The organism is Singulisphaera rosea (assembly GCF_054877945.1).
The window spans coordinates 480128-494549 of the sequence record NZ_JBTYIP020000002.1 but is presented as its reverse complement, the minus strand read 5'-3'; the positions used below and the strand labels follow the sequence as shown (position 1 = coordinate 494549).

The following is a 14422-nucleotide window of genomic DNA, read 5'->3' as shown; positions in this document are numbered from 1 at the left end:
CCAGGGGCGAGCTATGACCCAACGCGATTGGATTGCCCGAGGTCGTAGTGTCTGTACACCTTGGCCGGGACAGCTTTGACCTTTTCGTCTCCAGGGGTTGCCGCTAGGATCTGGCGCCATAGATCCGGAGGGGCCAATTCTCCAAAGGCCCGGAGACAGGGAGGTCTCGGCCCATGTTGCCACGTCGAACGGGCGTCATCCTGTTATCGACCGCGAGTGTCCTGGCGTGTTTCTCCTTCGCCCTCCTTGCGGAGGAGGAAGCCCCGAACGCGCTCCGCGAGGGGTTTGAATCGTCGCGTCCCGTCTGGCGGCAGGAACAGACCGACGCCACGGTGAACCTGCTCGCGCACGATCGATCGAAGCGTGCGTACCACGAAGGTCGGCTCTCGGAGCATTTCAAGTTCGTCGCCGGCTCGGGTAGTTCGTTCTTTTACAGTTACCCACTACCGAAGATCCCGGTGACCCAGGCGCTCCGCGTCGGCTTGTTCGTCCGCGCGAATCACGCGGGCGTTCGATTGTTCGCTCGAGTGGTCTTGCCCTCCGACACCGACCCGGAGACGCGCCAGGCGTCGTTCGTGCTCGTCCCCGGGACGACGTACGAGAACGTCGACCGCTGGCAGCGACTCGAGTTGTCGGACATGCTCCCCTCGATCGAACGACAGGCACGCGTCCTGAGGGCCACGAGTCGGCGTCCGGTCAGTCTCGAAGGGGCCTACGTCGAACGCTTGGTCGTCAACCTATTCGGTGGGCCGGGCGATTCCGAGGTCTTCATCGACGACTTGACGATCGCCCCCGTGCCCGCCGAGCTGGTCTCGGAGAATCACCCTCAGACACCCGAAGTTCAGGCACCCAAAGTCGCTGCCGAAGCACCCGAGGCGTCAACCGTCAAGGGTGACCGTCGCTCGGCCCAGGTCGCGCTCGTCGAGAACCGGTTGAAGCGTCGGGCCGACGACGGGCAACTTTACGACTGGCTCTTCACGGCGATCCAGGCGCCCGGCGTCGACCCTAAGATGCTACGCGAGGCGGGTTTTGATGTCCTCTCGGAGGGCATCGGGGCCGACCCCAAGCGAATCAAGGAGGCCATCAAGCACGGCTTTCTGCTCATGCCCAACCTGGCCACGACCCTGGAAGGGCGCCCCGTCGAGGCTGAGCGGATGATCGCCGAGGCGAAGGCGTACCCATTCCGGGACAACGTGGCCTTCTGGAACGTCGGAGATCAACTCGGTCGCGGTCGGGATCTCGAGACCCGCAAGGCCGAGCTCGATCGAATCCGGGCGACGGTCAGCGGCCTGCGCGACCTGCCCGACGGTGTCTCTCCCCTGACTCTTGCGACGATCGACGGTGACCACCGTCTTTTCGCAAACCGGCCCAAGAACATCTCGCTGTTCGGCGTCCGACCCAATCCCTGGGGCTCGGCCCAGGCTCCGCTCGACAACTATTTCGACCTGAAGCAGCACCGAGAATTGACGGCCCTGGCCAACGCCTCGAGCCTTTTCTTCGCCTGGATCCCCGTGACCCCGCCCGCCGCCACGACCGCGGCGATTTGGGGACAGGAGACACCCCCACCCTGGGGTGTGCCGCAGGTCCAACCGGAGCAGGTCCGACTCAATACCTACATCGCCCTCGGCGCCGGCTATCGCGGGCTCATCTACCACGCCGACTCGAAGCTCACTGGGCTCTCGGGGCGGATGGTGTTGATCGAGATGGCGTTCCTGAATCACGAGATCAAGCTCTGCGAATCGATCCTCGCGAACGGCAGCGACCCCATCCCGCTCTACAACACCTACGTCGCCGACCCGTCGAACATCCCCACGCCGGGGAGCCGCGTGAACATGCGAATGCCGGTCCTCAAGGAGCTGGAGCCGAACCAGACGATCCGGGCGGCGGGAGTTAGCACCCGCGACCGCAAGGGCACGCTCCTGCTGGTGGCCGACTACGCCCAGAATGCGCAGTATCAGCCGTCGCAGATGGCGATGAACGACCTGAAGATCACGTTGATGGTCCCCGAGGCCTCCCAGGCGTTCGAGATCACGCCCGGCGATGTTCGCCCACTTGATCGCGAACGCGTGCCGGGGGGGATCCGCATCAGCGTCCCTGATTTCAGCGTCACGTCCCTGATTCTCGTCACCACCGACTACGGCCTGGTCGGCCGATTAATGGAACAGGTCACTCGGGTGCGCCCGAAGGCCGTCCAACTCGCGATCGAGCAGGCCAGGCTCCAGCTTCAGGGCGTTTCCGTCATCAATGAGATGCTCATGCAGCGAGGCCTGAGGCTCTACAACAAGGAAGATCCCAAGACGCCGCCGCTCCCCGACGGATCGCCGATCCCGAACGACGAACAGCAGCTCCTGTCCAAGTCGGAAGAGTCCCTGAAGGCGGCGATGGAGGCTCAGGAGCGCGAGGATTACCCGTTGGCCTGGTCGGAGGCGCGCCGGGCGAGTCGCCCGCTCCGCCACTTGATGATCAACCAATGGGCGAAGATCTTTCAGATCCTCCACAACAAGTTCATCCCGGCGGACCCGAAGCCCCAGCCGACGCGCACCGGTCGGCCCTCGAACAAGGATCTGACGGCGATCGAGATGGAGAGACGGCGACGCACGCCCTACCTGGTGCTTCCCATCGACTGCCCGCCGCTCGTCTCGTATTACACGCTGCCGGTCTTCGACTACTGGCTCGACTGGCTCGGCCAGCCCTTCGGCCGAAACCTCGTGCCCAGCGGGTCGTTCGACAACCTCTCGGAGATCGAAGCCGCGGGCTGGATCGACCAGTGCTATCAGTACGAAGGGCTCATCGCCAAGGTCTCGCATGTGCCGGACAAGGAGGATGGCCGCTTGGGGACCCTCACGCTCTCGGTCGCCGCCAAGGATAAGAAGCAGATCGACACCCTGATCCCCTTCATGAAGCTCCCGGCCGCGGCGATCCGCTCGCCCGCCATTCGGATGGAGCGAGGAGAACTCTACCGGATCTCGGTGCTCATCAAGAAAGACTATGCGTCGCCGCAGGGGATCGGTGGGATTACGATCACCGACTCGATCGGCGGGGAACCGATGCAGTTCCGCACCAGCTCCGCAATGACCAAACTTTCGCGCGTGATCCTCTACCGAAGGGCCCCGAGTAAGGGAATGTTGACGGTGACCCTGGGCCTGGCCGGATTCGGAGAGGCGATTTTCGAGGACTTCCGCGTCGAGCGCCTCGACACCGCGTCCCGCGTTTCCCCGGATGAGTATGCCAATCGGCAGTCTCCTCGCCGACTCACGCTCGACGATATCCTCCCGCCGGCAACGGCGACTCGCCCCCTGCCTTCGACTCGCTCGAGTCAGTAAGATCGAAAGGGTGTGGTTCCCGGGCCTCGGCACCTGTCGGCGACGACGGAGCCGGGGCCAGGGTGTCTGAAGCCGTTGTCGGAGCGATTCCGATTGCTCGCGGGAGGAATCATGGGGCTGCCGGGCCGCGAGCATCCCGCTTCCCTCGAGACCGATCGACTCGCGTCCCAGTGCGATGTCCGACGGACCCGGAGGTCGGGGCCGGGTGGGCAGAATCGGAACAAGGTCGAGACGGCCGTGGTCCTCGTCCATCGACCTACCGGAATCAGTGCGGAGGCCAGTGAGCGTCGGACCCAGGGTGAGAATCTCCGGGCCGCCTACTTTCGACTCCGCCTCAACCTCGCGTTGCAAGTCCGTCGCCCGATTGAACCGGGAGAGTCCCTGCCGAGTCTCCTCTGGCAGTCACGGTGTCGAGGCGGCCGAATCGTCGTGAGTCCCGACCATGACGATTTCCCGGCGCTCCTGGCCGAGGTTCTCGACGTGCTGGCGTCCTGTGCTTACGACGTGAAGCCGGCTTCCGAGACGCTCGGCTGTACCGCGACCCAACTCACCAGGTTCCTCCGAGACGAGCCCAGGGCTATCCTCCAGATCAACGACCTGCGTCGTTCACTCGGTCTCCATCCCTTGCGTTGAATCTCCGAAAAAGACTCCTATCTCTCGATTGGACTGGCTCCCCGCACGACTCGCGCCTACGATGGTGACGTCAACGGCCCTCGTTTTTCGAAGTGGATTGAGACGTCGAGCGAGCAGGGATCGCCCCAGTCTGTGACGACCCCCGATTCGTCCGGGAAGAATCTCCCCACCCGGTCTATGGACCGACCATCCTGGCGACCTCTCTCGATTCTGCGGGCCACGCCCCGCATCCGAATGCTGGCCTTCCGGCGAGCTCCCTTCGCCTGCCTCGAGCGGCCAGCCAAATTGCAGGAGCGGCTTGAATGGAATCCGAGAGTCTTGCGACGAAGCCACGGCCGGGGATTTCCCCGGAGCCGAACGTGTCACCGCGTCAGGTCCATTGGGATCGTTGGCTGCTGCTGATCGGGGCCGTGGTCTACCTCGCTTACTCGATCATCCACGCCACCAGGAAACCCCTCTGGTACGACGAGATCTTTACGTTCGACGTCGCATCCCTGCCCCGATTCGGCGACATCTGGAAGGCTCTGGCCGTGGGGACCGACTTGAATCCCCCGCTCTATCACGTCATCTCGCGGGTCTCGTTCATGATCTTCGGAACGACGCCGCTCGCCGTTCGCATGCCGGCGATGGTCGGTTATTTGATCATGACCCTCTGCCTCTATCGATTCGTCTCGAGGCGGCTCGGTCCCGCGTATGCCTGGGTCGCGGCGAGCTTCCCCTTGATTACTCAGGCTTATCCGTATTCGTTCGAGGCGCGTCCCTACGGACTTGTCCTGGGATTCAGCGGGTTGGCGCTGGTCGGTTGGCAGTCGGCGACCATGATCGAAGGGCCGAGGAGGGCCTGGGCGCTGGCCGTGATGACCCTCGCTTTGGCCGGGGCCCTGGCGACCCACTACTACTCGGTGCTCGTCTTCGTCCCGCTCGGGCTCGGCGAGCTCGTCCGCACCTGGACCCGCCGGAAGATCGATTGGGCCGTCTGGGCTGGATTGATCGCGGGGCTTTTCCCGCTCGCGATGCTCCGCGAACTGCTACATGCGGCCTCCGAGTTCAAGACGACGTTCTGGGCTCGGACGAGTTGGTCGCTCTGCCTCCAGGTCTATCTGTTCCTTTTGAAAGGGGCGACAATCCCCTTCGTCGGCCTGCTGCTCTGTCTGGCATTCATGACTCGATCCCGAGGCCGCTCGGCGGGCGACGTTGAACGAGCCTCGGGAACAGGTTCGCACGAATGCGTCCCTCTGCATGAATGGGCGGCGGCGGTTGGATTTCTGTTGCTCCCTTTCGTCGGAATTGTCCTCGCGAAAGTCGCCACCGGGGGAGCGTTCACGGAGCGTTATGCCTTGCCCACCGTCCTCGGGCTCGCTTTGGTCCTAGCGATGGTGGGCGACCATCTGTTCAACCGGCGATGGGTTCCGGGGGCCATCGTGGCCTTCTGCTTCTGCGGTTGGTTCGTGTTGTACGAACTCTATCTCATCAAACGCGAGCCCGATCCCCACCTCATCGTGGCGTCCGCGGACTACCGTGTTGTGTCCTCGAACGATCTCCCGCTCGTCTTTTCCTGGTCGATCATGTATCTCCAGGCTCAGCGCGAACTTACGAAAGAACTCTCTCGGCGCTCGTGCTTCCTTTCAGAGAATAAGACGACCGACGAACTTGCGTTGCGAAAGCTTAGCCAGTGGGTACCGTTGAACATCTTCGAACGAGAGCGATTCCTCCGAGAGCACGACCAGTTCTACCTTTGCGGCTTCCCCGGTGATCCTACCTTCGTGGCGCTGCTTTCCGAACAATCGAAACTCACACTGGTCCACTCTCGTCGGTTCCGAGAAGGAGAAGTGCTCCTCGTCCACGTCGACCAAAAGACGAAGGCCCCGAGGACTGCGGCGGGCGTTGTCCCAACGCTTGATTGAATTCTGATTGAATCTCGCCGAACGTACGCCGACGCCTAGAATGGGTTGTCGGCTTCGTGTCGCGCGGGGCCGGATCTCGTCGGGGGTCGAGAACGGACTGCCGCATGTTGGCTGCGAAACCGCTTCTGTCGCCGACCGAGGACGGCCTGTATTGCGAGGCGGGCGACTTCTACGTCGACCCGTGGCGACCCGTCGATCGCGCGGTGATTACGCATGCGCACGCGGACCATGCCTGCTGGGGGTGTCGTCGCTATCTGACGACGACCGATGGATGTCACGTCCTGAGGGCTCGAGTTGGGGCCGAGGCGCTGATCGAAACAGTCGCCTATGGGAACTCGGTCGAGATCAACGGCGTACGGGTCTCGCTCCATCCGGCCGGGCATATCCTCGGCTCGGCGCAAGTGCGCGTCGAGCATCGCGGGCTGGTCTGGGTCATCTCGGGCGACTACAAGGTTGAAGCCGACGCGACCTGCCTCGCATTCGAGTCGGTCCCTTGCCATGCATTCGTCTCTGAGTCGACCTTCGGACTCCCGATCTATCGATGGTCTCCCCAGTCCGAAATCTTCGACGAGGTGAACTCCTGGTGGCGAGCGAATCAGGAGGCCGGTCGGGCCAGCCTGCTTTTTGCGTATGCCCTGGGTAAGTCGCAACGACTCCTCGCGGGAGTCGACGCGAGCCTCGGGCCGATCTACACACATGGTGCGGTCGAGAAGATGAATCGGGCTTACCGCGAGAGCGGAATCCGCTTGCCGGAGACCACCTACGTCGGCGCCGCGACGGGGTCCGATTGGTCTCGGGCACTGATCGTGGCACCTCCATCCGCCAACGGGACGCCGTGGGCGCGAAGATTCGGGCCCGCATCCACCGGGTTCGCGTCGGGCTGGATGCGGATCCGGGGCCCGCGTCGGCGGCGATCGGTGGATCGAGGGTTCGTCCTCTCCGACCACGTCGACTGGCCCAGCTTACTCGCCGCCGTCGACGCGACCGGCGCCGAGCAAATCTGGTTAACCCACGGCTATTCTTCGGTCGTGGCGCGAAGATTGGCGGAGTTGGGGAAGGACGCGCGGATTATCCCCACGCGCTTCGAGGGCGAACGGGATGATTCCTCGGCCGATGACGACAACACGCCGGGGGATGCCGAGGACTCGTGATCGTCCACGATTCCAGCGTCAGTGCAACTCCTCGGAGCCGCGAGCCGAATCATGAAGGCGTTCGCCGACTTGTACACCGCGCTGGATTCGACGACGAAGACATCGGAGAAGGTCGCCGCTCTCGTCGCGTACTTCGGTTCCGCACCGGCCGAGGATGCGGCCTGGGCGGTGTATTTCCTGATCGGTCGAAAGCCGAAGCAGGTGGTCCCTTCGGGAAAACTGCGGAGCTGGGCGGCACAGGAGGCAGCGATACCCGATTGGCTCTTCCAGGAGTCGTACGACGCGGTCGGCGACATCGCCGAGACCATCGCGCTGCTCTTGCCGACACCCGAACATTCGAGCGACCTTCCCTTGCATCTCTGGGTCGAAGGACGTCTCCTCCCGCTTCGCAAGGAGGGCGAAGACACCCAACGCGACGCGATCCTTGCCGCCTGGAGTGAGATGGACGGCCCGCAACGCTTCGTCTGGAATAAACTAATCAGCGGAGGCTTTCGGGTCGGAGTCTCACAACAACTCGTGACGCGAGCGCTCGGGAAGGTCCGCGGAATCGACGAGAAGGTGATTGCTCATCGGCTTATGGGCGAATGGGAGCCGACCAAAGACTTCTACGAGCGACTCTTGCTCGTCGATGCGACGGATGCCGACCACAGCCGCCCCTATCCGTTCTTCTTGGCCTATGCCCTGGACGTCGCTCCCGAATCGCTCGGCGAGATCGCGGACTGGCAGTCCGAATGGAAGTGGGATGGGATCCGTTCCCAGTTGATTCGGCGCGGGGGAGACACCTTCCTCTGGTCGCGGGGCGAGGAACTCGTGACCGAACGCTATCCCGAAATCGCGGCGGTCGGCGACGACTTGCCCGAGGGGACTGTCGTCGACGGAGAGATCCTTCCCTGGATGGACGGAGAACCCTTGCCGTTCGCCCAACTCCAACGGCGAATCGGGCGGAAGACGGTCGGGAAGACGATCCTGGCCGAGGTCCCCGTGGTCCTGATGGCGTACGACCTCCTGGAGAACGGAGGCGAAGACGTCCGATCCCAGCCGTTGAAATGGCGCCGGGAACGCCTCGAACAACTTGTTGCGTCGTCCTCGCTCCCCGGCCGATTCCTCCTCTCGCCGCGTGTCGATGGGAACACGTGGGAAGAAATCGCCCAACAACGACTCACCAGTCGTAGACGCAAGGCCGAGGGGATCATGCTCAAGCGGGTCGATTCGAGCTATGGCGTTGGACGGCGCCGGGGCGATTGGTGGAAATGGAAGGTTGCTCCGCTGACCGTCGACGCCGTGCTCATCGCGGCTCAACGGGGCAACGGGAAACGCGCGAGCCTTTACACCGACTACACGTTCGGCGTCTGGGACGCCGGTCGCCTTGTCCCGATCGCCAAGGCCTACTCCGGGTTGACCGACGCCGAGATCCGTCAAGTCGACGGATTCATACGTCGAAACATGATCGAAAAATTTGGTCCTGTCCGAACCGTCAAGCCGGAGCTCGTATTCGAGCTCGCCTTCGAGGGCTTGAACCGATCCACCCGGCACAAGTCGGGCGTCGCGGTCCGATTCCCGAGGATCCTTCGCTGGCGCACCGACAAGCTTGCGGAGCAAGCCGACACGCTCGAAGCGGTCCGGAGCCTGATGGATTCGGCCGCATCGGAAGGGGAAGAGCCCGACGAAACCTGATGGGCTGGCAGAGATCGGCCAACTCATGCACCGGACCGGTCACACATCCACTGGTGCTGGACAATTTCTCAGGGCGCGGAAATCGTCGTGGCTTTAGGCGCCGGGGCGGACGTGATCAGCCCGAAGACTCGATGGACCGAGCGAGCGTCGGGCGCCATGGAACTCGCCGCGAACGCACTCTGAAAGAGGTCGAGCAATGCCAGCGCCCGATCGAGGTCTTGCGCGGCATCCCGGATGGAGGATTTTTGATTCTTGGCGATCAGTCGGGCTAGCGAATCGCGACGGGCTTTCGCGAGTTGATGGATGGCCCCGAGGTCGGCACAGAGGAACCTGTCGAACTCAGAGAAATAGGTCGATCGGAGCCGTTCAAAACGCACGTTCGGTGTCAGGTTCGGATCCAACGAACGGATCAACGCTTCCACTGATCGACTCACGATAAGTCGGTCTGGCCCGATTCCATAAGCGAATGGCGAGGTTGGTCGGAGCGTGCCGACTTTCACCCCGTGATGTTCGCTGGCCTCGAAACGCGAACGGGGTTCTCCGGCTTTCTTATCGAGCGCGGAGACGGCAAGGACGGTGCGGAAGGCATTGTCGAGTGCGGCCCCGACGATGGCCGGGCCGTCGAACCCGACCACGACGATCACCGAGAGCTCCGGCTTCTGATCGGTTCGAGCCTCGACGTGTGCAGTGACGTCGGGACCGAGGTGGGGGAGCATCGCCTTCAGATCGTGGCCCAGGAGGATTCCATCGAGAGCCAAGCGGAGATTCTCGACTTGAGGCCGATCCTCGTCGGGAATGACGTCCTCGAGGAAGCGATGCAGGGTCTCGAAGTTGATCTGGAGCGAAGCGAGGACGAGGGCATCGGCGGGAATGGTGCCGAGGGAAGAACGGCGTGGAGCCCGCGCCGGTCCGGGTCGGAAGTGCGGAGAAAACTTCTCCGGTTCGACGGATTCTTCGGTGTGGACGATCAAGCCGTCTCTCAACTCCACCGCGAGGCCTGCGTAGTCGAGTGCGCCAAGATAATCGCCGAGCCAGGCGAGAATCCGACGGTCTTCTTCCTTCGGCGAGTCGGGCTCAGAGCTCGCCATCATCGTCTCGAGGAAGCGAGGATTGACGAAGATGCTGAGAAAGGAACGACCGGGCAGTCGGTCACGAATCCGCCTGAACCTCGAATCGTCGCCGAGACCCGGCTGGCGGCCGGCCTTTCGGTCGATCACCCCACGGATCATCGATTCGGAGTTGGACCAGGCGAACGTCGTCGCCTCGAGAATCGTGTAGTATTCGTCGGGCCTCCCGCAAGCCGGCGCGAATTTGCGGAGCCAGAAGGTCGTGTCGCCCTGCCGCTTCTCGACGATGCGATCGAGTTCTCCTTTTTTCGACTGGGCGGTATTGATCCCGGAGATCAATCGGTCGAGGAGGGGCCGGTCGCGGACCTTGGCCAACAAGAGCCCCTTGGCCTCGTCTTGTCGGCCGTTCTCTGGGAGATGCAGGCTCAGGACGACCGCGTCTCCGAGGAGCTCGTCTCGAATCTTCGAGACGGACTCACCAACCGCGCTCTCGAATCGCGCCTTGACCTGCTTGAGCGATTGAAATCGTCCGGACGCCAACCAATCGCGCACGGCCGGTAGCCGACGGATTCCCGCCGCCAGAGGCGACTCCCGATATTCTTTGGAGTGAGCCCGAAGGTCCTCAACCGCGAACGCCACGCCCGCGTTGGGGGGGACGAGCCGAAACAGGGCGTCGGCCGGCCCCGCTCCTCTCGCGACGGCGACGATCGAGAGCCAGGTGAACAGGACGAGAACAGCTCGTGAAAGATCCATCGGCGCTAATCCCACGGAGTCAAAGGGGGTGTGGGACGAAACCGGGGCGGAACATGTCGTCACCCCCGAACATCAAGTCGGCGGAACCGTTTTCGCGCCGGCTGCCGGCGTGTCGAAGAGGAATCCGAACGCATGCCGCGCGGTGTCGGAAAGGGGGGTAACTCCCGCGTTGACACGGTTGCCCACGCTCTGGAGAACGTCCGACGAAGTCGTTGAGGGGAGGGATGCCGCGGGACTCGACATCTCGCGAATCGTCGCGGACTCCAGGACGCGGAGCCCGATCCGGGCCGCGGGTGCCGAGGTCTCGCGGGCCAGGGCGATTGTCTCCAGTTTCGCTATCGTGAGAGCCTCGCCGACCGAATCGGGGTCGATCGACCGGATCGTCAGGTCCCGGTTCGCGATCGCCTTACCCGGCTTCGACTCTCGAGCTTGCCGGATTAACAGGAACGCCAGAAGCAGCGAGGCCGCAGTCGCGAACGTGACGACGCCTGCCGGAATGCGATGGCGTGGAAACGCGATCGACGGCTCGGTCATCGGGGGCGTAAGGATACGGGAGGCGAGATCCTGAGAGACCTTCGGCGCAGGTCCCGTCGATCGAAGGGCCATCCGGAGGCGTTGATATCGAGCGGCGATGACGCGACAGGGCTCGCAGCTCGCGGCGTGGATCTCGAGCTCGTTCTCGATCGAGGCCGAAGCCTCCTCGCGGGCGTCGAGCTGTTCGTTCCAGATTCGTTCGAAGTCGCGACATCGCATGAGCTTTGGTCCCGAGGCTCCTTCGCCGCATTCGCGGTGTCGAGGCGGTCGTGGGGGGACGAGGCGAACCGATCGAAAAACTTGCGATCCTTACATCCTGCTCAGGCCATGGGAATCGGCATGAGACCGAGGACCGCAACCGCTGTGGAAAAATTTGTTGAAAACAACGTCATATCTAAAGAATGTGATGATTAACAATGGACGCCGCGGCGGGCCAGGTGTTCGGCGAGCTCGGCCCGAGCTCGGTGGAGCCAGGTCTTGACCGTCCCGACGGGCCGGCCGACGGCGGCCGCGATCTCGTCGTAGGCCAAGTTTTGTTCGTGGAACAGGGCGAAGACCATCCGATACTCGGGGCGGAGCAGGGCCAGGGCACGCTCGAGTTCCCCTGCGAGATCGTCGGGGTCGCCCAGCGGTGGCCGAGTATCGACCTGGTCGACGACCGCTTCCGACAGGCCGGGGCGACGTGTCCGGTTCACCAGGGCGGTCCGACATCGGTTGGCGGCGATCCCCAGCAACCAGGGACGGACGGGGCGTTGGATATCGAAGCCGCCGATGCCTCGCAAGGCGCGGACGAACGTCTCCTGGGCCACGTCCTCGGCGTCGTGGCGATGCCCCATCATCCGGAAGCAGAGTCCGAAGACCACGCCCTGAAACCTCTCGATCAGCCGTCGAGGCGCGTCGAGGTCGCCGTCGCGGAGTGCTTCGATCAACGCGCGGTCGTCCATCACCCTCATGCCTTCGCCCGGCCCCCGGGCCGCCGTCAATGGCGCTGTCGCCGGGAATACCCCGAGGTGGAACCGTCCGTTTCAGAATTCGTCGTCAACGCGTGAAGATTTCGGGGAGGTTCAGGAAATCGTCGGGGCGGCATAAACGTCGACGGCGGCCGAGACCCGAGGGTCGCGGCCGCCGTCGATGCGAGTGGGGTTACACGAAGGAAAACGAGTCTCGATTAAAACTCGGCCGGAGCCGAGAGATCGGTCAATTCCTCGGCAGAGAGCTCGTGGAAATCCCGTCCTTGGAGTTCGAGGCCCGCCTCGAGCCTCACGGCGATCTGGTGCAGCTCGGGGGAATCGATCCGCCACGCGATCTCGGCCAGTTCGGTCGGGGTCACGTCGGCGAGGTCTTGTCCCAGGCGGTCGAGCTCGGACTCAAGTCGAAGGATCGTCTCCAACATCTCGGCGTGGGTCTCGGCAGAGCCCCCGACCAGCAGGCAGGTATCCCCGGTGCTGAGTCGTTGTTGGCTGTCCCTGGAGTCGAGTCCGAACCCGATGATCGCGGCTCGCATCCGGCGCGGTCCGCCGTCGGGTTGAGTCTTCATGGTCATCTCGAGGAGGGCCTTTCGCGAGTGGGATGCCGTCAAGGCGTGGCGAGTGGCCAGGGTCCCAGTCCCCCGCGTCGGCCCGTCTCACCACGCGATTCTTATCGGCTTCTGACCCGCGGTCGAACAGCGTCGAGTGTCCGATTCGGCCGCACCCCCGGTCTGCCACCGGCAACGTTCTTACGACCCGCTCAGGCATTCCCTGGCCGTGTTTCTCGCCACACGATAGGCTGCACGAACCGTGATCGCGCGCGCTTCGATCTGCTCCTCGCTGAACAACCGTCCCTCGCTCGGAGGTAAACCCGCGAGCGAAATGGTCAATGGCAGGAGGTCGAGGAATTGTCGGTATTTTTGCTGAAGATCGCCCGCCGCTGTCGCTTGATCTGACACGAGGATGGCTCCTACTCGACGCGTTCTGGTCCCAGCCCATACCCAGGCACCGGTCTCTCGCGAGCAGACTATCCGCTCGGTCGAGGAAATGCCCACGACGCCTGTCCGACTCGCTGCGCCCGGTCCTCCTTAGACACTAGCGCGCACGTCCCGACTTGGGCAAGCGAATTCGGTCCGGAGACCTATTCTCGTGGTCGTTTGAACACTGCGAAGACGATGTGCAGGATGGGGGGCCGGGGTAACCGACCCCGCGTTCGATGGGCGAGACAGCCTCGAAGAGACGACATCTGAAAAAGATCGTGCTGCGATCCGCGACGTCGGGCCTCTATACTAGGGAGACTTTCGTAAGCGATCCAGAACGCGGAGTGGCCGGAGCCCCAGGCGACGGCAGGGGGGCTGTCGACGATGCGGTGGGCCGAGCCGGGCTGGTTCCTCCTGATGATCCTCGTGCCCCTGCCTTGGTTCTTCGAACGGGCGCGTCCCAGGATGAACTGGCCGACCTTCGGCGGCTTCAAGTCCTCTCGTACGTTCCGGACGTTGCTCAAGCGGCAGCTCCCCATCCTCGCGAGGGGGGCGGCCATCGCCTGCATCGCCGTCGCGCTTGCGAGGCCTCAGACGGTCGGCGGGACGACTCGGATCGCCGGGCAGGGGGTCGCCATCGTCGTGGCCCTCGATCAGAGCTCGAGCATGAAGGCCGTCGACTTCGCTTCCAGGGCCGACGCCTCGGCGGTCTCTCGGCTCGACGCCGCGAAGGAGACCTTCTCTCGATTCGTCTCAGGCCGGCCCGACGACTTGATCGGGCTCGTCGTCTTCGCCAATTACCCCGACCCCGCTTGCCCGACGACCCTCGACCACGCTCGACTCCTCGAGACCGTCAGGACCCTCCGGTACGCCAGGCCGGGTGACGACGGGACGAACCTTGGTGACGCCATCATCTTGGGTCTCGGTTTGCTCCGCGAGACTTCGCCCAAGAAGAAGGTCCTGATCCTGCTCACGGACGGCCACAACAGCCCGGCCGTCCCTCGTCCGAACGACCCGGAGCTGGCCGCTCGGCTGGCTCGAGAACTCGGGATCACCCTGCACACGATCGCGATCGGGCAAGGGGAGGGTGTCCTCCGAGGGGTCGAGCCCGTGACTGGGCTCGATCTCGTGGCTCAGGTCGATGCGCCCGACTTCGAGCTCCTGAAGCGGTTGGCGAAGCTCGGTGGCGGACAGGCCTTCGCCGCCGCCGACGTCGGTTCCCTCGACCAGGTCTTCAAGAAAATCGACAACCTCGAAAAGAGCCCCGTCCAGAGCATGATCCTGACCCGCTACCGCGAACACTTCGCCCCCTGGGCGGCCGCCGCGCTGATCCTCCTGGTCGTCGACCGGTCCCTCGTCAAAGGATGGCTCCGAAGCCTCCCCTGAAACATGAAAATGCAAAAATTCGAGAATATGTTCAGGTGTGAATGAAATA

Annotated in this window: 11 protein-coding genes; 6 read left to right on the top strand and 5 right to left on the bottom strand. The window is 63.6% G+C overall.

Annotated features, from left to right (window positions below):
- Positions 1-173: 173 nt before the first annotated feature.
- The 5 genes from ACYOEI_RS05060 to ACYOEI_RS05040 all read left to right on the top strand — a co-directional run bounded on the left by ACYOEI_RS05060 (position 174) and on the right by ACYOEI_RS05040 (position 8685).
- Entirely contained in the window at positions 174-3323 is a 3150-nt protein-coding gene (locus ACYOEI_RS05060) for a hypothetical protein (RefSeq protein WP_462848237.1), read from the top strand.
- A gap of 111 nt (positions 3324-3434) precedes the next feature.
- Positions 3435-3956 (top strand): peptide chain release factor family protein, encoded by a 522-nt coding sequence (locus tag ACYOEI_RS05055; protein WP_462848236.1) that lies wholly within the window; start codon positions 3435-3437, stop codon positions 3954-3956.
- Between the two features lie 359 nt (positions 3957-4315).
- Complete coding sequence (locus ACYOEI_RS05050) at positions 4316-5860, top strand: glycosyltransferase family 39 protein (RefSeq protein WP_462848235.1); 1545 nt, start codon at positions 4316-4318, stop codon at positions 5858-5860.
- Between the two features lie 104 nt (positions 5861-5964).
- Positions 5965-7011 carry a ligase-associated DNA damage response exonuclease gene (locus ACYOEI_RS05045; protein ID WP_462848234.1) on the top strand — a complete coding sequence of 349 codons (1047 nt, stop codon included), beginning with the start codon at positions 5965-5967 and terminating at the stop codon, positions 7009-7011.
- Between the two features lie 51 nt (positions 7012-7062).
- Entirely contained in the window at positions 7063-8685 is a 1623-nt protein-coding gene (locus tag ACYOEI_RS05040; RefSeq protein ID WP_462848233.1) for an ATP-dependent DNA ligase, read from the top strand.
- Positions 8686-8753: 68 nt separating this feature from the next.
- On the opposite strand, the gene ACYOEI_RS05035 is transcribed toward ACYOEI_RS05040, so the two are convergent.
- The 5 genes from ACYOEI_RS05035 to ACYOEI_RS05015 all read right to left on the bottom strand — a co-directional run bounded on the left by ACYOEI_RS05035 (position 8754) and on the right by ACYOEI_RS05015 (position 12966).
- Positions 8754-10505 (bottom strand): hypothetical protein, encoded by a 1752-nt coding sequence (locus ACYOEI_RS05035; RefSeq protein ID WP_462848232.1) that lies wholly within the window; start codon positions 10503-10505, stop codon positions 8754-8756.
- 72 nt (positions 10506-10577) lie between these two features.
- Positions 10578-11258: an anti-sigma factor family protein gene (locus ACYOEI_RS05030; protein WP_462848231.1), complete on the bottom strand. Its 681-nt coding sequence runs from the start codon at positions 11256-11258 to the stop codon at positions 10578-10580.
- 191 nt (positions 11259-11449) lie between these two features.
- Positions 11450-11983, bottom strand: coding sequence for an RNA polymerase sigma factor (locus ACYOEI_RS05025; protein WP_462848531.1), 534 nt, complete (start codon positions 11981-11983; stop codon positions 11450-11452).
- A gap of 224 nt (positions 11984-12207) precedes the next feature.
- Complete coding sequence (locus tag ACYOEI_RS05020; RefSeq protein WP_462848230.1) at positions 12208-12576, bottom strand: hypothetical protein; 369 nt, start codon at positions 12574-12576, stop codon at positions 12208-12210.
- A gap of 180 nt (positions 12577-12756) precedes the next feature.
- A complete protein-coding gene (locus tag ACYOEI_RS05015; RefSeq protein ID WP_462848229.1) occupies positions 12757-12966 on the bottom strand; it encodes a hypothetical protein in 210 nt (69 codons plus the stop codon).
- Between the two features lie 405 nt (positions 12967-13371).
- Between ACYOEI_RS05015 and ACYOEI_RS05010 the strand changes: the two genes are divergently transcribed.
- Positions 13372-14373 (top strand): vWA domain-containing protein, encoded by a 1002-nt coding sequence (locus ACYOEI_RS05010; protein WP_462848227.1) that lies wholly within the window; start codon positions 13372-13374, stop codon positions 14371-14373.
- Positions 14374-14422: the final 49 nt, after the last annotated feature.